The sequence below is a fragment of the Pseudomonas oryzagri genome (assembly GCF_020831405.1).
GTDB lineage: Bacteria > Pseudomonadota > Gammaproteobacteria > Pseudomonadales > Pseudomonadaceae > Geopseudomonas > Geopseudomonas oryzagri.
This window is the reverse complement of record NZ_JAJHPU010000008.1, coordinates 60,982-82,265: the sequence shown is the minus strand read 5'-3', so window position 1 is coordinate 82,265 and position 21,284 is coordinate 60,982. Positions and strand designations below refer to the sequence as shown.

Annotated in this window: 18 protein-coding genes and 1 pseudogene; 6 read left to right on the top strand and 13 right to left on the bottom strand. The window is 65.8% G+C overall.

Going from position 1 to position 21,284, the window contains the following annotated elements; genetic code table 11:
• Window positions 1-72 precede the first annotated feature (72 nt).
• From mgtA to LMJ29_RS02275, 4 genes and pseudogenes are all read right to left on the bottom strand, one after another.
• Window positions 73-2,691 (bottom strand): annotated as a pseudogene (gene mgtA / locus LMJ29_RS02290) (magnesium-translocating P-type ATPase); the annotation flags it as partial.
• Between the two features lie 54 nt (window positions 2,692-2,745).
• Window positions 2,746-3,285, bottom strand: a complete 540-nt coding sequence (locus LMJ29_RS02285) for an Hsp20/alpha crystallin family protein (RefSeq protein ID WP_229603665.1) — start codon at window positions 3,283-3,285, stop codon at window positions 2,746-2,748.
• Between the two features lie 76 nt (window positions 3,286-3,361).
• Window positions 3,362-3,619: a hypothetical protein gene (locus LMJ29_RS02280; protein ID WP_229603663.1), complete on the bottom strand. Its 258-nt coding sequence runs from the start codon at window positions 3,617-3,619 to the stop codon at window positions 3,362-3,364.
• A 191-nt stretch (window positions 3,620-3,810) separates the two neighbouring features.
• Window positions 3,811-4,299 carry a CBS domain-containing protein gene (locus tag LMJ29_RS02275; protein ID WP_229603661.1) on the bottom strand — a complete coding sequence of 163 codons (489 nt, stop codon included), beginning with the start codon at window positions 4,297-4,299 and terminating at the stop codon, window positions 3,811-3,813.
• 206 nt (window positions 4,300-4,505) lie between these two features.
• Here LMJ29_RS02275 and LMJ29_RS02270 point away from each other — a divergent pair, with 206 nt between their 5' ends.
• Complete coding sequence (locus LMJ29_RS02270; protein WP_229603659.1) at window positions 4,506-5,171, top strand: dienelactone hydrolase family protein; 666 nt, start codon at window positions 4,506-4,508, stop codon at window positions 5,169-5,171.
• A gap of 15 nt (window positions 5,172-5,186) precedes the next feature.
• On the opposite strand, the gene LMJ29_RS02265 is transcribed toward LMJ29_RS02270, so the two are convergent.
• From LMJ29_RS02265 to phbB, 5 genes are all read right to left on the bottom strand, one after another.
• The gene (locus LMJ29_RS02265) at window positions 5,187-6,020 is read right to left on the bottom strand and encodes a fumarylacetoacetate hydrolase family protein (protein ID WP_229603657.1); all 834 of its coding nucleotides are present in this window, start codon (window positions 6,018-6,020) and stop codon (window positions 5,187-5,189) included.
• Between the two features lie 60 nt (window positions 6,021-6,080).
• Window positions 6,081-7,787 carry a class I poly(R)-hydroxyalkanoic acid synthase gene (gene phaC, locus LMJ29_RS02260; RefSeq protein WP_229603655.1) on the bottom strand — a complete coding sequence of 569 codons (1,707 nt, stop codon included), beginning with the start codon at window positions 7,785-7,787 and terminating at the stop codon, window positions 6,081-6,083.
• A 404-nt stretch (window positions 7,788-8,191) separates the two neighbouring features.
• Window positions 8,192-9,898, bottom strand: a complete 1,707-nt coding sequence (gene phaC / locus LMJ29_RS02255; RefSeq protein WP_229603653.1) for a class I poly(R)-hydroxyalkanoic acid synthase — start codon at window positions 9,896-9,898, stop codon at window positions 8,192-8,194.
• 83 nt (window positions 9,899-9,981) lie between these two features.
• Complete coding sequence (locus tag LMJ29_RS02250) at window positions 9,982-11,160, bottom strand: acetyl-CoA C-acetyltransferase (protein ID WP_229603652.1); 1,179 nt, start codon at window positions 11,158-11,160, stop codon at window positions 9,982-9,984.
• Between the two features lie 89 nt (window positions 11,161-11,249).
• Window positions 11,250-11,999 (bottom strand): acetoacetyl-CoA reductase, encoded by a 750-nt coding sequence (gene phbB, locus LMJ29_RS02245; protein WP_229603650.1) that lies wholly within the window; start codon window positions 11,997-11,999, stop codon window positions 11,250-11,252.
• A 462-nt stretch (window positions 12,000-12,461) separates the two neighbouring features.
• Between phbB and phaP the strand changes: the two genes are divergently transcribed.
• Complete coding sequence (gene phaP, locus LMJ29_RS02240) at window positions 12,462-13,031, top strand: TIGR01841 family phasin (RefSeq protein WP_229603649.1); 570 nt, start codon at window positions 12,462-12,464, stop codon at window positions 13,029-13,031.
• A 266-nt stretch (window positions 13,032-13,297) separates the two neighbouring features.
• Here phaP and phaR read toward each other — a convergent pair whose 3' ends face one another.
• The 3 genes from phaR to LMJ29_RS02225 all read right to left on the bottom strand — a co-directional run bounded on the left by phaR (window position 13,298) and on the right by LMJ29_RS02225 (window position 15,411).
• Window positions 13,298-13,837, bottom strand: coding sequence for a polyhydroxyalkanoate synthesis repressor PhaR (gene phaR, locus LMJ29_RS02235; protein ID WP_229603647.1), 540 nt, complete (start codon window positions 13,835-13,837; stop codon window positions 13,298-13,300).
• Between the two features lie 159 nt (window positions 13,838-13,996).
• Window positions 13,997-14,734, bottom strand: coding sequence for a glycosyltransferase (locus LMJ29_RS02230; protein WP_229603645.1), 738 nt, complete (start codon window positions 14,732-14,734; stop codon window positions 13,997-13,999).
• Window positions 14,731-15,411 carry a TIGR04282 family arsenosugar biosynthesis glycosyltransferase gene (locus LMJ29_RS02225; RefSeq protein ID WP_229603644.1) on the bottom strand — a complete coding sequence of 227 codons (681 nt, stop codon included), beginning with the start codon at window positions 15,409-15,411 and terminating at the stop codon, window positions 14,731-14,733. The genes LMJ29_RS02230 and LMJ29_RS02225 overlap by 4 nt, the downstream gene beginning before the upstream one ends.
• 98 nt (window positions 15,412-15,509) lie before the next feature.
• Here LMJ29_RS02225 and arsS point away from each other — a divergent pair, with 98 nt between their 5' ends.
• From arsS to LMJ29_RS02205, 4 genes are all read left to right on the top strand, one after another.
• On the top strand, window positions 15,510-16,475 hold the full coding sequence (gene arsS, locus LMJ29_RS02220; RefSeq protein WP_229603642.1) for an arsenosugar biosynthesis radical SAM (seleno)protein ArsS: 966 nt from the start codon (window positions 15,510-15,512) through the stop codon (window positions 16,473-16,475).
• A gap of 97 nt (window positions 16,476-16,572) precedes the next feature.
• Entirely contained in the window at window positions 16,573-17,658 is a 1,086-nt protein-coding gene (locus tag LMJ29_RS02215; RefSeq protein WP_229603640.1) for an FAD-dependent oxidoreductase, read from the top strand.
• Between the two features lie 319 nt (window positions 17,659-17,977).
• On the top strand, window positions 17,978-19,270 hold the full coding sequence (locus LMJ29_RS02210) for a tyrosine-type recombinase/integrase (protein WP_229603637.1): 1,293 nt from the start codon (window positions 17,978-17,980) through the stop codon (window positions 19,268-19,270).
• A gap of 329 nt (window positions 19,271-19,599) precedes the next feature.
• Window positions 19,600-20,085: a flavin reductase family protein gene (locus tag LMJ29_RS02205; RefSeq protein ID WP_229603635.1), complete on the top strand. Its 486-nt coding sequence runs from the start codon at window positions 19,600-19,602 to the stop codon at window positions 20,083-20,085.
• Window positions 20,086-20,355: 270 nt separating this feature from the next.
• On the opposite strand, the gene LMJ29_RS02200 is transcribed toward LMJ29_RS02205, so the two are convergent.
• Window positions 20,356-21,141 carry a sulfite exporter TauE/SafE family protein gene (locus tag LMJ29_RS02200; RefSeq protein WP_229603633.1) on the bottom strand — a complete coding sequence of 262 codons (786 nt, stop codon included), beginning with the start codon at window positions 21,139-21,141 and terminating at the stop codon, window positions 20,356-20,358.
• Window positions 21,142-21,284 lie beyond the last annotated feature (143 nt).

Below are 21,284 nucleotides of genomic sequence, written 5' to 3'. Positions count from 1 at the left end.
TGCGGGTCGGCTCGCCCTCCACTGTTTCCACCCTTCATTAAAGATCACTGGCGGCGATTCGCCGCGCAGGGGTCAATCGCGCGGCGCTTGGGGATGACCGCGCTGGCGATGGGCGCGACCCGAAGGGTGGTGGTGGTGGCGGTAGAAATTCTGCTTGAACAGCTCCGAGGCGCCGGCGTACAGCAGGCAGATGACCAGCAGCGCCAGCAGCAGGTCGGGCGGCAGGGGGACGAGGCCGAACCAGGGCGCCAGCGGACTGTAGGGCAGGGCGAGGGTGACGAGGATCACCGCCAGCGAGCTGCCCAGCAGCAGGCGGCCCGGCCGGCTGCGCCAGCAGGGCTTCCAGGTGCGCACCACGAAGATGATCAGGATCTCGGTGAGCAGCGACTCGACGAACCAGCCGGTGCGGAACAGCTCGGCCACTTCGCCGGCGAACCATAGCAGCACGCCGAAGGTGAGCAGGTCGAACAGGGTGCTGACCAGGCCGAAGCCGATCATGAAATCGCGCACCATGGGCAGGTCCCAACGGTGCGGCGTGCGCTCCCACTCGCGGTCGACCTGGTCGGCGGCGATGCCCAGCGCCGGCACGTCGGAGAGGAAGTTGTTGAGCAGGATCTGCTTGGCCAGCAGCGGCAGGAAGGGCAGGAACAGCGAGACGGCGGCCATGCTGAGCATGTTGCCGAAATTGGCGCTGGTGGTGATGAAGATGTACTTGAGGGTGTTGGCGAAGGTATGGCGGCCCTCGTCGATGCCGTGGCGTACCAGTTGCAGGTCGTGCTTGAGCAGGACGAAGTCGGCCGCCTCCTTGGCCACATCCACCGCGTTGTCGACCGAGATGCCGACGTCGGCGGCGTGCAGGGCGGGGGCATCGTTGATGCCGTCGCCGAGGAAGCCGACCACGTGGCCGGTCTTCTGCAGGGCGCGGATGATGCGCTCCTTCTGGGTCGGGTCGACCTCGGCGAACAGCGCCACACGCGGCGCCAGGTTGAGCAGCGCCTCTTCCTTGAGTTGCGCCAGCTCGGCGCCGGTGACCACCCGCTCGACGGCGATGCCCACCGCCTCGGCGACGTGGCGGGCGACCAGCTGGTTGTCGCCGCTGATGATCTTCACCGCCACGCCGAGGTGGCGCAGATCGGCGAGGGTCTGCCGCACGCCCGGCTCGGGTGGGTCGAAGAACAACAGGAAACCGACGAAGGTCAGCCCTTGCTCCTCGGCCCTGCCGGCGTCGGTGGCCAGTGCCTTGCAGGCGAGGCCGAGCACCCGGTAGCCCTGGGTGCTCCACTGCGCGTAGCGCTCGCGGATGGCCCGCTGGGCGGTGTCGTCGAGCGGCTTCTCGTGCGCGCCGCCGTTGCGCACCCAGACGCAGACGGCCAGCACGCTGTCCAGCGCGCCCTTGGTGATCGACAGCGGGGGGCCGTCGCCAGTGCGCACCAGTACGCTGACGCGCTTGCGGGTGAAGTCGTAGGGCAGCTCGTCGAGCTTGCGCGCGCCGTTGGCCGCCACGCCGGCACTCGCCCCGGCGGCGACTATCGCCTCGTCCAGCGGGTTGCGCAGGCCGCTCTGCAGGTGGGCGTTCAGCCAGGCCAGGCGCAGCACGTCGGCGTCCGCCTGGCCGGTGACCCCCAGCGCGCCGTCGAGCTGCACGACGCCGCGGGTCAGGGTGCCGGTCTTGTCGGTGCACAGCACGTCCATCGAGCCGAGATTCTCGATGGCGTTGAGGTGGCGGACGATCACCCCGGCGCCGGCCATGCGCTGCGCGCCCTTGGCCAGGGTGACGGCGAGGATCGCCGGCAACAGCTCCGGCGACAGGCCCACGGCCAGGGCGATGGCGAACAGCAGGGTGTCGATGGTCGGCCGCTGCAGGAGGATGTTGGCCCCCAGCACCAGCACGGTCATCACCAGCATTAGCCGCAGCAGCAACACGCCGAAGTGGCGCAGGCCGCGTTCGAACTCGGTTTCCGGTGGGCGCAGGGCCAGGCTGCGGGCGATGCGGCCGACCTCGCTGTCGGCGCGCGCGGCCACCACCAGCAGGGTGGCGCTGCCACTGCGCAGCGAGGTGCCCATGAACAGACAGTTGCTGCGATCGACCAGTGGCGCGCTGGCGGCGACCGGCCCCGCCTGCTTTTCCACCGGGAAGGTCTCCCCGGTCAGCAGGCCCTGGCTGACGAAGCAGTTACGCGCCTCCAGCAGTACACCGTCGCTGGGGATCAGGCTGCCGGCGGCCAGCTCGACCACGTCGCCGGGCACCACCTGGGCGGCGGGAATTTCCACCACCCCGCCGTCGCGGCGTACCCGGGCCTGGATGGCGATGCGCCGGCGCAGTTGGTCGATGGCATGCGAGGCGCGGCGTTCGTGCCAGGCGCCGAGCAGCGCACTGCACAGCACGATGACGAGGATGATCAGCGCATCGAGCCAGTCCCGCACCAGCAGGGCGATCAGCGCGCCGAAGATGAGGATCAGCACCAGCGGGCTGCGCAATTGCTCGAGCAACAGCAGGGGGAAGCGGTGCGGTCGTCGTTCGCAGGTGGGATTGGCGGCCAGGCGTTCGGCAGCCACTGCGCCGGTCAGGCCCTCGCGGCGGGTGCCGAGATCGGTCAGCAGTTGCTCGACGGGACGGCTCCAATAGGGCGATGCGTCCTGCTGGAGGCTGACTACCGCGTGCTGCGGAGTTTGGGCAGACATGGCGGCATCAGGCGTCCCGTCTGAGGGAAGACGAGCCCCGCGATGCGCGGGGCTGCGACTGGGTCAGGTGGTCTTGATCGAGATGGTCTTTTCCTTCTGCATCGCGTCGGGTTTCTTGGGCAGCCTGAGGGTCAGAATTCCCTTGGCGAAATGGGCTTCGATCTTCTCCGCGTCCACACCGTCCGGCAGGCCGAAGGTACGCTGGAAAGAGCCGTAATGGCGCTCGGAAAGGTAGTAGTCCTTCTTCTTCTCCTCGCGCTCATCCTTCTTCTCGCCCTTGATGGTCAGGTTGCCGTGGCTGAGTTTTACCTCGATGTTCTTCTCGTCCATGCCGGGCAGTTCGGCGGTGATCTCGAAGGCATCATCCTTCTCGACGATGTCCACGGCCGGCATGCCGGTAGAGCTCATCTCGCGGCGCCAGAACGGGTCGAGGTCGAAGCCGCCACGACCGAAGGGCATGCGACGGCCGGGATCGAAGTCCTCGAACAGCCTGTCGACCTGCCGGCGCAGGTTCTCCAGCGGACGCAGAGCGTTGGCGATGGGGTTTTGCTTGGCAGCCTTGTCATCGCTTTCCACGTTGATCTTGTTTTCTTCATCAGTCATTGCGGTTCCTCCTCGGTGGTCCGATAGGGGCTTGGCTGACTGTCGGACGAGGTGGGTCGGTAGGCTTTGATTATGATCAAGCCCCGGCCTCGCACTCGCCGCCGGCCATCTCGGGCGGGCGTCGCCCGCAGAGTTGTTGCAAACGGTGCAGATCCTTGATGCAGAACTCGCGGCCGCGGATTTTCACCAGGCCGCGGTCGCGGGAGCGGTTGGGCAGACGACGTGGCAGTGGGCGCGAGCGCCGAGTGATGGCGTCGAGCCGCAGCAGTTCGCTGCCTTGCAGGTTGAGCGGAAAGCAGTGCAGGCGCGGCAGCTGACGGGCTCTCGCGAGCATCGGCCGAAGAGGGCAGGCCCGGGTTTTCAAGCATGAAGGAGGTGCTCCCCACTGCTGGCACGCTGGCGACACTTCCTTGGAGTCTAGGCCATCCGCGAACGTTGACGTTCCTGATCATGGTCAAGTTCGGACCTACGGGGTCCGGTTGAAGGCACCGGCTGTCCGCGGACCGGGCAGCCGGCGGGAAGGTCTCACATGCTCCTGTCGGGCGTGGTGATCGGCAGGCTGGGGGTGGTGATGTGGTTGAAGGTCTCTAGGGCCTCACGCCAGTCCTCGGCGGTGTCTTGGGTCGCCCTTCCGGACATGCGCAGGCGGTGGAGAATGTCCGACATGGCGACCATGCCGTGCAGTTCGCCATCGGCACCGACCACTGGCAGGCGCCGCACCTTCTTGTCGGCCATCAGGTGCAGGGCTTCGTGCACGTCGGTGTCTTCGCGGCAGGTATAGAGGTCATGGCGGCCGGACAGGTCGGCAGCCTTGAGTTCCCATAGCGGCTGGTGCCGATCGGCGGCCAGCAGGGCGATGTCGCGGTCGGTGACGATGCCGATCGCATGGTTGGCCTCGTCGACCACGGCGATCGATCCGCAATCGTTCTGCGCCATCATTTGCGCGGCCATTTCCAGACTGTCGTCGGGGAGACAGCTCTGGGCCGGCGTCTGCATGACTTCGCTGACGTTCATCTTCATGCTCCTCGCTGAGCGGCTGCGCAGGCTGATCCCGAATACGCCGTCGCGTGGACCGATACCTCATCCTCCGGATGAGCAAAGAGGCATCTTGTTGATTCTAGACCCCTGGGGCGGTGCAGGGGCGACCCCGATCGGACATACGGCCGCCGCCCGTCGCGGCGCCGGCTAAGCTAAGGGGGACGATAGCGGGGGATGTCGCCATGATCGCTCCGAAGAGGCCGCCGCGCAGCCTGATCCTCAGCCTCGACGACGCCGTGCTGCACGGCGATCTGGCCCTGCCGCACGACGCCGAGGGACTGGTGGTGTTCGCCCATGGCAGCGGCAGCAGCCGGTTCAGTCCGCGCAACCAGCAGGTGGCGCGTTATTTCAACGACCTCGGCCTGGGTACCTTGCTGCTCGATCTGCTGACCATGGAAGAGCAGCAGGTGGACGAAATCACCCGCGAGTTCCGCTTCGACATTCCGCTGCTGGCCAGGCGCCTGGCCGGGGTGGTCGACTGGCTGCAAGCCGACGAGCGCCTGCACCCGCTGCTCCTTGGGTTATTCGGCGCCAGCACCGGTGCCGCAGCGGCGCTGATATGCGCGGCGCAGCGCCAACACGCGGTCGCCGCCGTGGTTTCCCGTGGCGGACGCACGGATCTGGCCGGCGATGCCCTGGAAGAGGTGCGCGCGCCAACCCTGCTGATCGTCGGCGGCGAAGACCACGAAGTACTCGCCCTCAATCGCGCCAGCCTGGCACGGTTGGCCGGCAGCAAGCACCTGGAGGTGGTGCCCGGGGCCACCCATCTGTTCGAGGAGCCGGGCAAGCTGCTGGTGGTGGCGCAGCTGGCGGACGAGTGGTTCCGGCGCTACCTGCGGTCGGCTTGAAGGGCGGGTCGGCGCTCAGGCTTCATCGATCACTGGGTTGCTCAGGGTGCCGATTCCTTCGATGGTCACTTCCACCCGGTCGCCGGCCTTGAGGTAGAGCCTGGGCTCCCGGCTGAAGCCGACGCCGGCGGGCGTGCCGGTGACGATCACGTCGCCCGCCTGCAGGGTCATCGCGGCACTCAGCGTGGCGATCAGGCTGGCGATGTCGAAGATCATGTCGCTGGTGTTGGCCGACTGCACCACCCGGCCGTTCAGGCGGGTTTCGATCTGCAGGCCCTTGCCGCCGGGTGGCAGCTCGTCGGCGGTGACCAGCTCCGGGCCGAACGCCCCGGTGTCGTCGAAATTCTTGCCCACCGTCCATTGCGGCGACTTGAACTGGTAGTCGCGTACCGAGGCATCGTTGAACAGCGTATAGCCGGCGACGTGCCGCAGGGCGTCCTCCTCGCGGATATGCCGCCCGCCGCTCTTCAGCACCACCGCCATCTCGCCCTCGTAGTCCAGCGAGTCGGAGACTCGCGGGCGCACCAGCGGCCGGTTGTGCGCGGTCAGGCTTGAGGGGAGGCGGGCGAAGAAGGTCGGATAGTCGGGCTGGACGAAGGCCGTCTCGCGGGTGTGCTCGGCGTAGTTGAGGCCGACGCAGATGATCTTCGGCGGCTGCCGCAGCAGCGGCAGGAAGGCAGCGGCCTCCACCTGCACCAGCGGCCCCTGCGCCTGGTCGGCATAGCGCAGCAGATCGACACCGCGCGCCAGCAGCAATTCCAGGGGTTCGTTGCCGAGGACTTGCACGCCCTGGGCGCGGCGCACGCCGAGGGTGGGCTCGCCCCGGTGGAGGAAATGGACATAGCGCATGGCAGGCTCTCTGCTCAGGAAGCGGAACCCGACCCGCGCCGGCGGGTCGGGCGCCGAGGGTCAGCCGCGATCCAGCACGTACTGGCCGGGTGCGGGTTCGCGCGGCGGGTAGTCGACCGAGCCGAGGCGGGCGGCCGGCTTGCCGCGCTTGCCGCCATGCTGCCCCAACCAGGTGGCCCAGTCGGTCCACCAGCTGCCGGGCTGCTCGACGGCGCCTTCCAGCCACTGCGCGGGATCGGCCGGCAGCGCTTCGTTGGTCCAGTAGCTGCGCTTGTTCTTCGAGACCGGGTTGATGATCCCGGCGATGTGCCCGGAGGCGCCGAGCACGAAGCGGGTCGGCCCCTTGAGCAGGTGCCCGCTGTTGAAGGCGCTCTGCCACGGCACGATGTGGTCTTCGCGGGCACCGACCACATAGGTCGGCATGTCCAATTCGCCGAGATCGAGGGTCTCGCCGCAGACCTGCAGGCGGCCGGACTTCAGCTCGTTCTGCAGATAGGCGTGGCGCAGGTACCAGCAGTACATGGCGCCGGGCAGATGGGTGTGGTCGTTGTTCCAGAACAGCAGATCCAGCGAGCGCGGCTTCTGGCCCTTGAGGTACTTCTCGACGCCGTAGTTCCACCACAGTTCGTTGGGACGCAGCAGGGAGAAGGTGTTGCCCATGTCCTCGCCGCGGAACAGGCCGAAGTTGCCGCCTTCGCCACCGATGGTGCGCTCGCGGTAGCGGACGATCTCCTCGTCGACGAACACGTTCAGCACGCCGGTGTCCGCGAAATCGAGCAGGGTGACCAGCAGGGTCAGGCTGGCGGCCGGTTTCTCGCCGCGTGCGGCGAGCACACCCAGGCCGCAGGCCAGCAGGGTGCCGCCGACACAGTAGCCGAGCATGTTGAGCTGCTGCTCGCCGCTGATCGCCTGGGTGACGCGGATCGCCTCGATGATGCCCTGCTCGACGTAGTCGTCCCAGGTAGTGGCGGCCATGCTCTGGTCGACGTTGCGCCAGGACATCAGGTACACCGGATGGCCCTGCTCCAGGGCGTAGCGCACCAGCGAGCTCTCCGGCTGCATGTCGAGGATATAGAACTTGTTGATCGCCGGCGGTACCAGCAGCAGCGGGCGCTTGTACTGGGTGGCGCTCTGCGGCGCGTACTGGATCAGCTGGAACAGCGGGTTCTCGTAGACCACCTGGCCAGGCGTGGTGGCCAGGTTGACGCCGACCTCGAAGGCGCCGCTGTCGCACTGGCGCAGCTTGCCTTCCTTGAGGTCGCTGACCAGGTGCAGCAGGCCGCTGAACAGGCTGGCTCCGCCGGTCTGCACCGCGTACTCGAGCGCTTCGGGGTTGCTGTTCAGGTAGTTGCTCGGCGCCCCGGCGGCGATCAGCTGTTCGACCAGGAAACCCAGGCGCTTGCGCAGCTTGGCCGATTCGATCGGCAACTCGTCGATCAGGCGCATCAGGTAGCGCGAGTTGAGCAGGTAGAGGGCGGCCAGCGAGCCGAACAGCGGCTGGTTCCAGGCTCTGCCGGCAAAGCGCGAGTCGCTGAAGGCGAATGGTTGATGGGTCAGCATCTGCATGCCGAGCTGGGCCCATTCGCTGTTGTATTCGCCTTGCAGACGATCGAGAGCCGCGGCATCTACGTCGAACCAGGCGTCGGTGTCCTTGCCCTGGAACCAGGGACTCTGGCGCACCCAGAAGCGCAACGGCTCCAGGGCAGCACGGGCGACGAAGGGCAGGTTGGCCGGGAAGAAGGCCGAGAAGGGCGGGATATTGGTCATTCTTGTATCCGCTACCTGAGGCAGCTGTATCGGCAGAAAGCCCTCCGTGGCCATGGCTACGCCGTTGGCAGGGGGCACCTGTGCAGCGAAATCGTCCAGCTTCGCGTGCAGAACAGCCAATCTAGGGATTCATACCCCCACATGCTTTACATCCAGCGTCAGGTATTTTTCATTGCATGACAGCCATGGCGGTCAGTGCTGGTGAAAATTGGTGACAGTCGTGCAATGCAAAGCACTTTGCCCGGGGCACCTGGGGGCACGGCGGATTACCGGGCGGTGGCGCCGCCTGCAGAGGGAGGATGCGCTGTGCTGGCGGAGCTCCAGCGTGGCACGGTCGGGGATCAAGGGGAGGGAGAAAGGAGGCGATGCAATCCGGCCCGCACGAGGCGGGCCGGTTGCTTATCTCAGTTGCGTTGCAGGACGTAGCGGCCGGGTGCCGCTTCCAGCGGCGGATACTTCTTCGAGCCAAGTTTGCCGGTCGCCGGGACGCGCTCGCCGGAGGTCTTGGCCAGCCACTCGGTCCAGTCGCCCCACCAGCTGCCGGGATGCTCGCTGGCCGCAGCGAACCACTGGTCCGGATCGCTCGGTAGCGCCTCGCTCGTCCAGTAGCTGCGTTTCTTCTTCGCCGGCGGATTGATGATGCCGGCGATGTGCCCGGAGGCGCCGAGCACGAAGCGGGTCGGCCCCTTGAGCAGGCGCGAACTGGCGAAGGCGCTGCGCCACGGCACGATGTGGTCCTCGCGGGTGCCGACCAGGTAGGTCGGCATGTCCAGCTTGCCGAGGTCGACGGTTTCGCCGCAGACCTGCAGGCGGCCGGACTTCAGGTCGTTCTGCAGGTAGGCATGGCGCAGGTACCAGCAGTACATCGGGCCGGGCAGATGGGTGTGGTCGTTGTTCCAGAACAGCAGGTCCAGCGAGCGCGGCTTCTGGCCCTTGAGGTACTTCTCGATGCCGTAGTTCCACCACAGCTCGTTGGGGCGCAGCAGGGAGAAGGTGTTGCCCATGTCCTCGCCGCGGTACAGGCCGAAGTTGCCGCCTTCGCCACCGATGGTGCGCTCGCGGTAGCGGACGATCTCCTCGTCGACGAACACGTCGAGCACGCCGGTGTCCTCGAAGTCGAGGAGGGTGACCAGCAGGGTCAGGCTGGCGGCCGGTTTCTCGCCGCGTGCGGCGAGCACGGCAAGACCGCAGGCCAGCAGGGTGCCGCCGACACAGTAGCCGAGCATGTTGAGCTGCTGCTCGCCGCTGATCGCCTGAGTGACCTTGATCGCCTCGATGATGCCCTGCTCGACGTAGTCGTCCCAATTCGCCGTGGCGACGCTCTCGTCGGCGTTGCGCCAGGATACCAGGAACACCGGCTGGCCCTGCTCCAGGGCGTAGCGCACCAGCGAGCTTTCCGGTTGCAGGTCGAGGATGTAGAACTTGTTGATCGCCGGCGGAACGATCAGCAGCGGGCGCTTGTATTGGGTTTCGCTCTGCGGCGTGTACTGGATCAGCTGGAACAGCGGGTTCTCGTAGACCACCTGACCGGGCGTGGTGGCCAGGTTGACGCCGACCTCGAAGGCGCTGCTGTCGCACTGACGCAGCTTGCCTTCCTTGAGGTCGCTGGCGAGGTGCAGCAGGCCGCTGAACAGGCTGGCTCCGCCGGTCTGCACGGCGCGCTCGAGCGCTTCGGGGTTGCTGTTCAGGTAGTTGCTCGGCGCCCCGGCGGCGATCAGTTGATCGACCAGGAACACCAGGCGCTGCCGCATCTTGCCCGACTCGATCGGCAACTCGTCGATCAGACGCATCAGGAAGCGCGAGTTGAGCAGGTAGAGGGCGGCCAGCGAGCCGAACAGCGGCTGGCTCCAGGCATTGCCGGCAAAGCGCGCATCGGTGAAGGCGAACGGCTGACGGGTCAGCATCTGCATGCCGAGTTGGGCCCATTCGCCACCGTACTCGGTCTGCAAACGGTCGAGAGTCGCGCCCTCGACCTGGAACCAGCTGTCGGTGTTCTTGCCCTGGAACCAGGGATTGTGGCGTACCCAGATGCGTAGTTGTTCGAGGGCTGCCCGGGCGACGAAGGGCAGGTTGGCCGAGAAGAAGGCCGAGAAGGGCGGGGAGTTATCCATCACAGGTGTCCGCTATCAAGAGGCTGCTGGTATCCGACTGGCAACACCCCCGCACCGCAGGGTGCGGGGGTGTTCAGACCATATCAGCGTTCGATTGCGAGGGCCACGCCCTGACCGCCACCGATGCACAAGGTGGCCAGGCCCTTGCTCAGGTTACTGCGCTGCAGTTCGTACAGCAGGGTGACCAGGATGCGGCAGCCGGAAGCGCCGATCGGGTGGCCGAGGGCGATGGCGCCACCGTTCACGTTGATCTTGCTGGTATCCCAGCCGAGCTCCTTGTTGACGCTCAGCGCCTGCACGGCGAAGGCCTCGTTGGCTTCGACGCGGTCGAGGTCGTCGAGACTCCAGCCGGCCTTCTCCAGGCACAGGCGGGTGGCCGATACCGGTCCGATGCCCATGATCGCCGGGTCGACGCCGGAGCTGGCGTAGGCCTTGATCTTGGCCAGTACCGGCAGACCCAGTTCGGCGGCCTTCTTGGCACTGGCCAGCAACACCACGGCAGCGCCGTCGTTGATGCTGGAGGCATTGCCGGCGGTGACGCTGCCGTCCTTGCTGAAGGCCGGCTTGAGCTTGGCCAGGCTGTCGTAGGTGGTGTCGCCGCGCGGCTGCTCGTCGGTGGCGAAGGCCAGCGGGTCGCCCTTGCGCTGCGGGATCAGGATCGGGGTGATCTCGGCCTTGAAGGTGCCGGCCTCGATGGCTGCGGCGGCCTTCTGCTGGGAGGCGGCGGCGAAGGCGTCCTGCTCCTCGCGAGTGATCTCGAAGCGCTTGGCCAGGTTCTCGGCGGTGATGCCCATGTGGTAGTCGTTGAAGGCATCCCACAGGCCGTCCTGGATCATGCTGTCCTGCAGCTGGGCATGGCCCATGCGCAGGCCGGTACGGGCCTTGGGCAGCACGTAGGGCGACAGGCTCATGTTCTCCTGGCCGCCGGCGATGATCAGCTCGGCGTCGCCGCAGCGGATGGCCTGCACGGCCAGCTGTACGGCCTTGAGACCCGAGCCGCACACCTTGTTGAGGGTCAGCGCCGGCACTTCGTTCGGCAGGCCGGCCTTGATCGCAGCCTGGCGGGCCGGGTTCTGGCCACTGCCTGCGGTGAGCACCTGGCCGAGGATCACTTCGTCGATATCCTGCGGCTTCACGCCGCTCTGCGCGAGCACCTGACGGATCACCGCAGCGCCCAGGTCCGGGGCGGGAATGCTGCTCAGGCCACCCTGGAAGGAGCCGATGGCGGTACGGGTAGCGGCGACAATGACAACGTCGTTCATGGAAGAACCTCTGCTGAAATCTGGGAACTGGAGAAGGGGCGGTCGCCCGGCGGAGTGAACCGGGCGCCGCCAGGGATCGGCAGAGCCGATCAGGCCATGTTCAGGCCGCCGTTGACCGAGAAGTCGGCGCCAGTGGCATAGGCGCCTTCGTCGGAAGCCAACCAGGAGACCATGGAAGCGATTTCTTCCGGCTGGCCCATGCGGCCGACCGGAATCCCGGAAATGATCTTCTCCAACACGTCTTCACGGATCGCCCCGGTCATCTCGGTGCGGATGTAGCCGGGAGAGATGGTGTTGACGGTGATGCCCTTGCTGGCCACTTCGCGGGCCAGCGCCATGGTGAAGCCATGGATGCCGGCCTTGGCTGCCGAGTAGTTGGTCTGGCCGAACTGACCGCGCTGGCCGTTGACCGAGGAGATATTGATGATGCGGCCCCAACCGCGCTCGAGCATCGAATCGACGACCTGTTTGGAGGTGTTGAACAGGCCGTTGAGGTTGGTGGAGATCACCGCGCTCCAGTCCTGCGGAGTCATCTTCTTGAAGGTGGTGTCGCGGGTGATGCCCGCGTTGTTAACCAGAACGTCGATCTGGCCCACCTCCTCGCGTACCTGAGCGAAAGCGCGTACCACGTCGTCCCAACTGGTGATGTCGCTGGCCATGGCGTGGAACTCGTAGCCTTCCTGGCGTTGCTGTTCCAGCCAGGCTTCCTTACGGGTGGACTGGCTGCTGCAGCCGACCACCACGATGAAACCATCACGATACAGGCGCTGGCTGATAGCCGTGCCGATACCACCCATGCCGCCAGTTACCAGTGCAATGCGCTTGTTGTTGTTGGTCATGCTCAGTCACTCCGTTAGACATATGAGAAAGCTAAACAACTTCGCCGGGGGAGGTCGGATGTGGCGGTCCGCCTGGGTTCCCTGGCTTCAGGCTGAGGTGCAGGCCCGACAGGCCTACCTTGCTTCGGCATGATTGCGTTTTTTTGACGAGAAGCGTCCCGGCTCTCGCTGGCGAAGGGGTTCCTCCTATTGCTTCGCAAAAAATCCTTCTGAGCATATGTCGGAAGGAAGGTCTTTTTGACACACATCAGAAACAGATAACAGCTATTGCTTGGCATTTTTGAGCTATTTCGGCGTTTTTGGCCTCCACAGGCATCATGGCGTGTTTGGAATTTTTTTTGTGCAGCGCACAAAAAATCGCTTGCAGTTTTTCCTACGATCACCAAGAATTCAATCGCAGGACGGTGCTAACAGGCACCTCTACTTGGCTTCAGGCCTTTCTCATCTTCGGGAGACTCATCCATGTCCTTCTTCGATTCGGAAAAACTGCAGGCGTCCCAGAAAGCCAACCTCGAGCTGCTGCAGCAGCTGAACAGCAAGGTCCTCAAGGGCTTCGAGCAGATCACCACCCTGCAAATCAGCACCCTGCGCACCATCAGCGAGGAGAACTTCAGCAACGCCAGCAAGCTGTTCGCCGCCCGCGATCCGCAAACCTTCACCTCCGTGCTCGGTACCATCGCCCATCCGGCTCAACAGGCCGAACGCGCCCTGGAGTACGGTCGTCAGGTGTACGATCTGGTTTCCAGCCTGCAGGCCGATCTCGCCAAGCTCGGCGAGAGCCAGGTCGCCCGCGGCACCCAGCAGGTCCAAGAGCTTGTTGAGGAAATTGCAAAGAACGCGCCAGCTGGCTCCGAGTCGGCCGTCGCCGTCCTGAAGTCGGCCGTGGAAACCGCTGGCAACGTGCTGGAGACTGCGCAGAAGACCGCCAAGCAGGCTGCGGAAATCGCCGAGAACGGCATCGCCGCCGCCGCCAGCGCTGCCGGCCAGGCTACCCGCGAAGCCACCAAGGCTACCGGTACCCGCAGCAAGTAAGTCGATGTAATGCAAGGAAAGGCAGGAAGGGGCCGCGGGCAGGCGAGGCTGTAGGCGAGTGCTGACACTCGCGCAGCCACGATGTTGGGGAACACGCTTCGCTCGCGACAAACTGCGCCGAAAGCCACAGCGCTTTCGGTTCCAGGACTGGTCAGTCAGGCGACATGCAGTCGACTGACGGTCTGCCCCGATCAGATTGACGTGCAGTGCCTGCTGCGGCAGGTACTGCACGGATTTGGTGCTTCCATGCGCCATGGGTGACCCTCTCAGGCCTTGTTGTCGCTCCCGTCGTCCTTCTTGTCCTTCTCGCCGCGTCCTGCGGCCCCAGGAAAGCCGGGGAACATGCCGAACAGATTCTGCGTGTTCAGGTATAGCTGCTTGGACTGCTCCACGTACTGACCCATCAGGTCCTGCATCACCGGCAACTGGCTGCGCATGAAGTCGCTCCAGGTCTGCGACGACTGCTGGCCGGTCTTGGCCTGGATGTCCAGCACGGCCTGGATGCTTTTCTCCAGATAATTGCCGAGCATGCCCTGGAAGGGACCGTAGAAACGGATGATGCCCTTGAGCATGTCGGTGGAGAAGATCGGCTCGCCGTCGCTCTCGGCTTCCTGGATGATCTGCAGCAGGATGCTGCGCGTCAAGTCCTCGCCGGACTTGGCATCCACCACCTGGAAGGGCTCCTCGTTGATGACCAACTGACGGATGTCCTGCAGGGTGATGTGCGTGCTGGTCTGGGTATCGTAGAGCCGGCGGTTGGCGTACTTCTTGATCAGGCGGACATTCTTGCGGCCGGAATCGGGCATGCTGCGAACTCTCGTCGAGGCGGAGGTGATGACCGCATGTTAACCCAAAAAGACGACCGGCAAGGATTTCGCCCCTGCGTCAAGCGGAGGGCGACGAAACGGCCCTGCGCAGGGAGCCTCTCTATTCCAGGCAGCACGCTGTAGGTGGTGCGATCACGGCTACCGGTGCGCCTGCTGCTGGCCTGTCGCCGAGACCGTTGCCTGGCCCGCATACAGACGGGCCAGCCGCTGGGGCGCGATGCCGAGGGTGAAGCCCAAGGCTAGCAGGCGATTGCGCAGCGCGCGTCGCCACCAGCCGTCGCGCTGCCAGCGTCGTGAACTGACCCGCAGTCCGTGGCCGAGGCGGCGGAAGCCGCCCAGCGCACGCAGACCGTGCACCAGAGGCACCTCCTCGAACAGCGGCCACGGCGCATGCTGGCCGGCGGCGAAATAGGCATCGCGCCGGGCGAACAGGCCTTGATCGCCGTAGGGCACGCCGACCTGCGTGCGCCGATTCACCGCCCACTCGAGCACGCGCGCCTGCCAGCACGGTGCCCCGGCGAAGCGGAAAGCGAAAAAACCGCCGACCGCGCCATCGGCGACGGCCCGGCGCAGGGCGGCCAGCGGCTGGCCGTCGAGCACGGCGTCGGCATGCAGGAACCATAGGATGTCGCCGCCAGCCAGCGCCGCGCCCTGCCGCAGCTGCTCGCCACGGCAGGGTGCGAATGGGACCCAGAGGGCGTCGTGGTCCCGGCATAGGTCCCGGCATTGTTCGCTGCGCCCGGCGTCGACCACGATGACCTGCGGCGGCCGTACCTCCATCTGTGCCGTTCTGCGCAGCTGGCCGAGCAATCTCTCCAGGTGCTCCTCGTCGTGCAGGCAGGGAATGATCACGCTCACCGCGGCGGCCTGGTTCATGCGCATACCTCACCCAAGCTGGCCAGCGTGGCGAGCAGCCGTTGTCGCGCCGGTCGCGGATCGTCCGCCAGTGCCCGGCGGATCCAGGCGAGATCGGCGGGCTCGTCCACATCGAAGGATTCGCCGCAGACCTGCAGCGAATGCCCGGCCTGGCGACAGGCGGTGGCCAGCGACTCGCCCAGCTGCGGCGTGCTCCACGGCAGTTCGGCAAGATCCGGCCAGGGTCGATTGGAAGCCATCAGCACCACGCCACCGTCGCGGGCGGCGAGCAGCACGCTGTCCACCTCGCCCAGGGCGCTGCGTACCCGCCGGTAGTCGTCCTCGGTAAGGGCCGGCGCATCGCTGCCGATGAAGATCAGCGTCCGCTCGCCGGCCGCGCGCAGTTGGCGGTCGAGGGCGTTCAGACGCTCACCGAGATTGCCGGCGGACTGGAGCAGGCACAGACAGTCAGGCAACAGTTCGCGGGCCCAGGAACAATGCGTCGCCGCGTCCGGGGCGATCACCCGTGCGCCGGGCCATTGCGCCAGATCCTCCAGGGCGCAGTCGAGCAGTCGCTCGGCCATCTCGAGGGTCGCCACGGCACCCAGGCGCGCGGCCAGGCGCTGCTTGCCGTGGCCGAGGGCGGGGCGCTTGCAGACCAGGATCAGGGCAGGGCACGGGCAGCTTCGATCATGCATGGCTGGACTCGGGCAGATGGGCGGGCCACGGAAAATCTATATAGTGAGTATGGGCGTCCGTGCGCCTTTCGCCGTTATCGGCTGCAGGAGACCGCGCCATGCACGACACCTTGCCGCTGCTCAATCTCCTCGACTTCCCGGCCATCGGTCGCGGCCGTCTCGAGGCCCTGCAGGTCAATCTGACCTACCGTTGCAACCAGCGCTGCCTGCACTGCCATGTCAACGCCGGGCCGACGCGCACCGAGAGCATGGACGATGCCACCTTGGCGGTGCTTCTCGAAGTCATCGACGCCCACCCGGTGCACACGCTCGATCTGACCGGTGGCGCGCCGGAGATGCATCCGCGCTTTCGCGAATTGGCCAGCCACGCGCGACGCGCGGGCCTGCGGGTGATCGATCGCTGCAACCTGACCATCCTCGGCGAGCCGGGCTTCGAGGATCTGGCCGAGTTCCTGGCCGGGGAGGGTGTGGAGGTCACCGCGTCACTGCCGTGCTATGCCCGCGAGAATGTCGACCGCCAACGCGGCGTGGGGGTATTCGAGCGCAGTATTGCCGGCTTGCGCCGCCTCAACGCGCTCGGCTACGGCCAGCCCGGCCGCGGCCTGGTGCTCAACCTGGTATACAACCCGCAGGGGCCGAGCCTGCCGCCACCGCAGGCGGCGCTGGAGGCCGACTACAAGACGCACCTGGCCGCCGAGTACGGTATCGTCTTCGACCACCTGCTGACCATCACCAACCAGCCGATCGCCCGGTTCGGCAGTACCCTGGTCAGCCGCGGCCAGTTCGACGCCTACCTGCAGCTGCTCAAGGACAGCTACCGCGCGGAGAACCTCGCGGCGGTCATGTGCCGCTCGCTGGTCAGTGTCGACTGGCAGGGCTACCTGTACGACTGCGACTTCAATCAGATGCTCGGCCTGCCGCTCGAACTGATCGGCCACGAGCGCGCGCACCTGCGTGACCTGCTGCGCACCACGCTGGACGGCAACCCGATAGTCACCCGTGACCACTGTTTCGCCTGCACCGCCGGACAGGGCTCCAGTTGCGGCGGCGCACTCAAGGGCTGACGGGCGTAGTGACTGAGGCTGCGTCATACATCCGACCACCGGCCCGCGTCGTTGCGCCGTTGGGGGGCGGAGCAGGGCGCATGACGGGAGAGGGCAGGTGACCACCGATTTCGACCTGATTCTCACCGGCGCCGGCCACGCTCACCTGGGTGTGCTGCGGCTCTGGGCTGGTGGGCGACGCCCGCAAGGCCGCGTCGCGCTGGTCTCGCCTGATCCCTATGCCTGGTATTCCGGCATGCTGCCGGGACTACTGGCCGGCCGTTATGCCCTCGAGGAGTGTCGTATCCCGCTGCAGCCGCGTTGTGTGGCGGCCGGCATCGATTGGGTGCCGGCACAGGTGATCGCCATGGACGCCGAGACGCGGACGCTGCGCCTGGCTGGCAGCGCGTCGCTGCGTGGGCGCTGGCTGTCGCTGAACCCGGGGGCGCGGCTGCCGGCGCTGGAGCAGACCGGCGTCGCCGTCGAGGTGCTGCCGGTCAAGCCGTTCGCCGACTTCATCGCCCGCTGGCAGCAATGGCAGCGGCGACCCGCGCCGCTGGCGATCCTCGGCGGCGGCGCGGCGGGCGTCGAACTGGCCCTGGCCATGGCACGCCAGGTGCCGGCGCTGTCGCTGTTCTGCGCCACCCATCTGCTCGCCGGCCATCCGCCGGCGCTACGCGGGCGCGCACTCCGTCATTTGCAGGCCGCCGGCGTGCAGATCCACGAAAACTGCCCGGTGGAGCGAATTCGCGGCGATGCCCTGGAAGTGGCCGGTCGGCCTGTCTGGAGGGGCGCGCGGCTGGTCCTGGCGAGTGGCGTAAGCCCGTTGCCGTGGCTGGCGGCCTCGGGGCTGAGCGTCGATGCGCGGGGCTTCGTGGCCGTGTCCGCCACGCTGCAGAGCCTGTCGCATCCGCAGATCCTCGCCGCGGGCGACTGCGCCAGTCTGCCCGGCACGCCACATAGCGGCGTTTACGCCGTTCGCCAAGGCCCGGTATTGGCGGCCAATCTGGCCCATGTCCTCGGCGGCGAAGCGCTCGACAGTTACCGTCCTCAGGCGCGCGCCCTGGCGCTGCTTGCCGATGGCCGCGGCGGCGCGCTGCTGAGCTGGGCCGGACTGACTGCGGAAGGCGTGTTGTGCGGCCGCTGGAAGGATTTTCTGGATCGCCGCTTCATGCGCCTGCATGGCGCTGCGGGCCGAACCTGATTACCACTCGGAAGGAGCAGGAGAAGGTCCGGCCCGACGGCACAACGCAGCGGCTGAAGCCCGTCAGTTAGATGAAGTGCAATGGATTGGAGTAGTGAAGACGTGCTGCATGGCGAGCGTTGCCTGGACCGCTTGGCGTATCCTGTCGACGGTCAAAGCCGGCCAGAGCCTTAACTGAAACCCGGGGGAAGGCCCTCCAGGGATATGCAATATCCGATAATCACCAGACCCGGAAATTGCATATAATGCGGATAGCCCCCGCAGCGCTGCCTGTTTTGCGCTTTGCATCGCCCATTCCATCAGGGACAGAAAATCCGCCATGCCCACCACGCCGTCTCCGCTGTTCGATACCTACGACCGCTTCCTGGAACTGAATTTCCTGCAGCTCAGCGAGGAACTGCCGGCCGTGCGCGCTTACCTCGCCGACTTCCCGGTCGAGTCGCAGGCCGTCGAGGGTTACCTGGCGGTGCGTGGCTTCCTCAAGTCCTACGCGGGCAACGAGACGACCTTCAATTCCTACCGCACCCATGTCGAGCGTCTGTTGCTGTGGGCCTTGTTGATCGGCCGCAAACCGCTGCTGGAACTGCGCCGGCGCGATGCCGAAGCCTTCATGGAATTCTGTCTGCGCCCGCCCAGGGACTGGATCGGGCCGATGGTTCGTTCGCGCTTCGTTCGTATCGGCGGCCGCAAGAAGCTCGAATCCGACAGCTACGTGGTCAACGAAGACTGGCGACCCTTCAGCATGACCGTGCCCAAGCGCAACCGCGCCCTGGCCGACTCCACCCAGGATGTGGAAAACCGCCCATACCGGATGTCCCAGGGCTCGGTCGCCCAGGTATTCGCCGTCTGTGGCAGCTTCTTCCAGCACGCCATCGACGAAGGCCTCACCGAGGTCAACCCGTTCCGCGCGGTCAAGCAGAAATCGGTCTACAAGCAGCGCAACACCCTGGATGTCTCGGGTCGCTCGCTCACCCCGTTGCAATGGAGCTACGTGATCGAGACCGCCGAGCGCATGGCCGACGAGGATCCCGAGGTCCACGAGCGCACGCTGTTCATCCTCGCGACCTTGTTCGCCATGTACCTGCGGGTTTCCGATCTGGTCGGACGCGACAACTGGGAGCCGACCATGGGCGACTTTCGCCGCGATACCACCGGCAACTGGTGGTTCCACGTGGTCGGCAAGGGCAACAAGGCGGCGAAGATCAGCGTGCGTGACGACTACATCAACATCTACCTGACCCGTTATCGCCGCCATTTGGGCCTGCCTGCCAAGCCCTCGCCCCACGAGACGCATCCCCTCCTCGCCACCCTTAAAGGCCGCGCCGGGCTCTCCGACCGCCACCTGCGTCTACTGCTGCAGGAAGTCTTCGACCGCGCGCTGGCGCGCATGGCAAGCGAGGGTTGGAGCAACGACGAGATCGACCACCTGCGCTCGGCCTCGCTGCACTGGCTGCGCCACACCTCGGCGACCTTCGATGCGCCGCACCGCGACATGAAGGACCTGCAGGCCGACCTGCGCCACAACAGTCTGAGCACCACGCAGAACACCTACTACAACTCGCTGGACGAGCAGCGCGCGCACTCGGTGAAGCATCTGCGCATCAAGGAGTGACCTGGAATCCTCGCAACACCGGCATGCCAGGCGGCACGGCCGGGTTACCGGTGGTTCACAGCGCTGTTTGCCCAGGCTTTGCGCCATTGGGACTCTAGCCGGGCCTGTGGCACGAGCTTGCCTTTGCTGGACATTCCCCAGCTTGAGTTGCTGTCGAGCTGGTGACGAGCGGATACACAGCGGCGAAAACCGGGCTTGCATGCCCGGTGTTTTGGTAGACCATAAGACAAGAAGCCAAAGCCCTGCCGGAGATTCTCATGAGCTTTGAAATCCGCAAGATCGTCAGACTGATGCCCGATCCCTTCGGGATGCGCTAGGAGGTAATCGAGATGATCGAACCCGGCCTGTATAAAGAAGTCATGAGCTCCTTCCCCTCGGGAGTCACCGTGGTGACCACCCTGGATGCGGACGGCGAAATCGTCGGGATCACCGTGAGCGCCTTCAGCGCGCTGTCCATCGATCCGGCGCTGGTGCTGTTCTGTCCCAACTACGCCTCGGACACCTACCCGATCCTGCGCAACAGCAAGCGCTTCGCCATCCACCTGCTATGTGCCGACCAGCAGGCCGAGGCCTACGCCTTCGCCAAGAAGGGCAAGGACAAGGCCGAGGGCATCGAGTGGCACCTGAGCGAGCTGGGCAACCCGCTCCTGAGCAAGGCCACGGCGATCATCGAGTGCGAGTTGTGGCGCGAATACGACGGCGGCGACCACGCCATCATCATCGGCGCGGTGAAGAACCTGATCCTGCCCACGGAAGAGGTGACGCCGATGATCTACTACAAGGGCAAACTGGGCGGGCTGCCCAACTTCGCCTGACCCCCCTTTCAGAACCGACCGCCCTCCCCCTGGCGGCGCTTTTGCACTGGAGCCGCGTACGCCACGGGCCTGGAAATCTGCACGCATCAGCGGCTGGTTTGCGCAGTCTGCAACTACATTCACTACGAAAACCCGAAGATCAGTGCTGACTACAGCGTTCCCGAGGCTACGAGACCCCGCCCCTGAACGGCGCGGGAGATAAATCCGCTCCAAACAAAAAGCCCGCCGGAAGGCGGGCTTGGAGTCTTTCGCTGTTGCCGGGGGCCTGGCTCAGAACGCCAGCTTGATACCCACGAAGGTCAGCATGACCGCGAGGCACGGACGCAGCACATGCTCGGGAACCCGTCCGGTCATATGACTGCCGAGATAGATGCCCGGCAGCGAACCCATCAGCAGGTAGCCCAGCAGTTGCCAGTCGATGCTGCCCATGCCGGCGTGGCCGAGGCCGGCGACCAGGGTCAGCGGCACCGCATGGGCGATCTCCGTGCCGACCAGGCGACGGACCGGCAGGAACGGATAGAGCATGAACAGGGCGACGGTGCCCAGCGCGCCGGCGCCGATCGAGGTCAGCGTCACCATCACGCCGAGGACCACGCCGGTGAAGACGGTCAGCGCATTCAGCAGCGGGCCGTTGACGTGGAAGCGATCGCCGGCGTGCTTGGTGGCGAAGGCCATCAGCTGCTTCTTGAACAGGATCGCCAGCGCGGTCAGCAGCAGCACGAAGCCCAGCGCCTGCTTGATCAGCGCGTTCAGGGCCTGCGGATCGGAGTTCAGGTTGTGCAGGAACCACAGGGTCAGCGCCGCGGCCGGGACGCTGCCGAGTGCCAGCCAGCCGGTGATGGACCAGTCGATGTTCTTGTTCTTGCCGTGCACCAGCACGCCGCTGGACTTGGTGATGGCCGCGTACAGCAGGTCGGTGCCCACCGCGGTAGCCGGGTTGATGCCGAACCAGAGCAGGATCGGCGTCATCAACGAACCACCGCCAACACCGGTCATGCCGACGATGAAGCCGACCACCAGACCTGCAAACACGAAACCGAAAATCGCCGAATCCATCATTACCCCTGCAATGCGAGGTCAAACCCTCGTGTGGTGGCGCGAGGATATCGGCTTTTTGGTATAAGCGTTTAGAACGATGTGGCCTGTAGTTATAACCACTTTGCGCGCACGACCGAACGCCCCGCCCTCGGGAGCGCGGG

What these genes read in the sequence shown, in the direction of transcription:
- LMJ29_RS02285 (WP_229603665.1), bottom strand. Translation starts at nt 3,285, where the DNA reads ATGACTGATGAAGAAAACAAGATCAACGTGGAAAGCGATGACAAGGCT.
- LMJ29_RS02280 (WP_229603663.1), bottom strand. Translation starts at nt 3,619, where the DNA reads ATGCTCGCGAGAGCCCGTCAGCTGCCGCGCCTGCACTGCTTTCCGCTC.
- LMJ29_RS02275 (WP_229603661.1), bottom strand. Translation starts at nt 4,299, where the DNA reads ATGAACGTCAGCGAAGTCATGCAGACGCCGGCCCAGAGCTGTCTCCCC.
- LMJ29_RS02270 (WP_229603659.1), top strand. Translation starts at nt 4,506, where the DNA reads ATGATCGCTCCGAAGAGGCCGCCGCGCAGCCTGATCCTCAGCCTCGAC.
- LMJ29_RS02265 (WP_229603657.1), bottom strand. Translation starts at nt 6,020, where the DNA reads ATGCGCTATGTCCATTTCCTCCACCGGGGCGAGCCCACCCTCGGCGTG.
- phaC (WP_229603655.1), bottom strand. Translation starts at nt 7,787, where the DNA reads ATGACCAATATCCCGCCCTTCTCGGCCTTCTTCCCGGCCAACCTGCCC.
- phaC (WP_229603653.1), bottom strand. Translation starts at nt 9,898, where the DNA reads ATGGATAACTCCCCGCCCTTCTCGGCCTTCTTCTCGGCCAACCTGCCC.
- LMJ29_RS02250 (WP_229603652.1), bottom strand. Translation starts at nt 11,160, where the DNA reads ATGAACGACGTTGTCATTGTCGCCGCTACCCGTACCGCCATCGGCTCC.
- phbB (WP_229603650.1), bottom strand. Translation starts at nt 11,999, where the DNA reads ATGACCAACAACAACAAGCGCATTGCACTGGTAACTGGCGGCATGGGT.
- phaP (WP_229603649.1), top strand. Translation starts at nt 12,462, where the DNA reads ATGTCCTTCTTCGATTCGGAAAAACTGCAGGCGTCCCAGAAAGCCAAC.
- phaR (WP_229603647.1), bottom strand. Translation starts at nt 13,837, where the DNA reads ATGCCCGATTCCGGCCGCAAGAATGTCCGCCTGATCAAGAAGTACGCC.
- LMJ29_RS02230 (WP_229603645.1), bottom strand. Translation starts at nt 14,734, where the DNA reads ATGAACCAGGCCGCCGCGGTGAGCGTGATCATTCCCTGCCTGCACGAC.
- LMJ29_RS02225 (WP_229603644.1), bottom strand. Translation starts at nt 15,411, where the DNA reads ATGCATGATCGAAGCTGCCCGTGCCCTGCCCTGATCCTGGTCTGCAAG.
- arsS (WP_229603642.1), top strand. Translation starts at nt 15,510, where the DNA reads ATGCACGACACCTTGCCGCTGCTCAATCTCCTCGACTTCCCGGCCATC.
- LMJ29_RS02210 (WP_229603637.1), top strand. Translation starts at nt 17,978, where the DNA reads ATGCCCACCACGCCGTCTCCGCTGTTCGATACCTACGACCGCTTCCTG.
- LMJ29_RS02205 (WP_229603635.1), top strand. Translation starts at nt 19,600, where the DNA reads ATGATCGAACCCGGCCTGTATAAAGAAGTCATGAGCTCCTTCCCCTCG.
- LMJ29_RS02200 (WP_229603633.1), bottom strand. Translation starts at nt 21,141, where the DNA reads ATGGATTCGGCGATTTTCGGTTTCGTGTTTGCAGGTCTGGTGGTCGGC.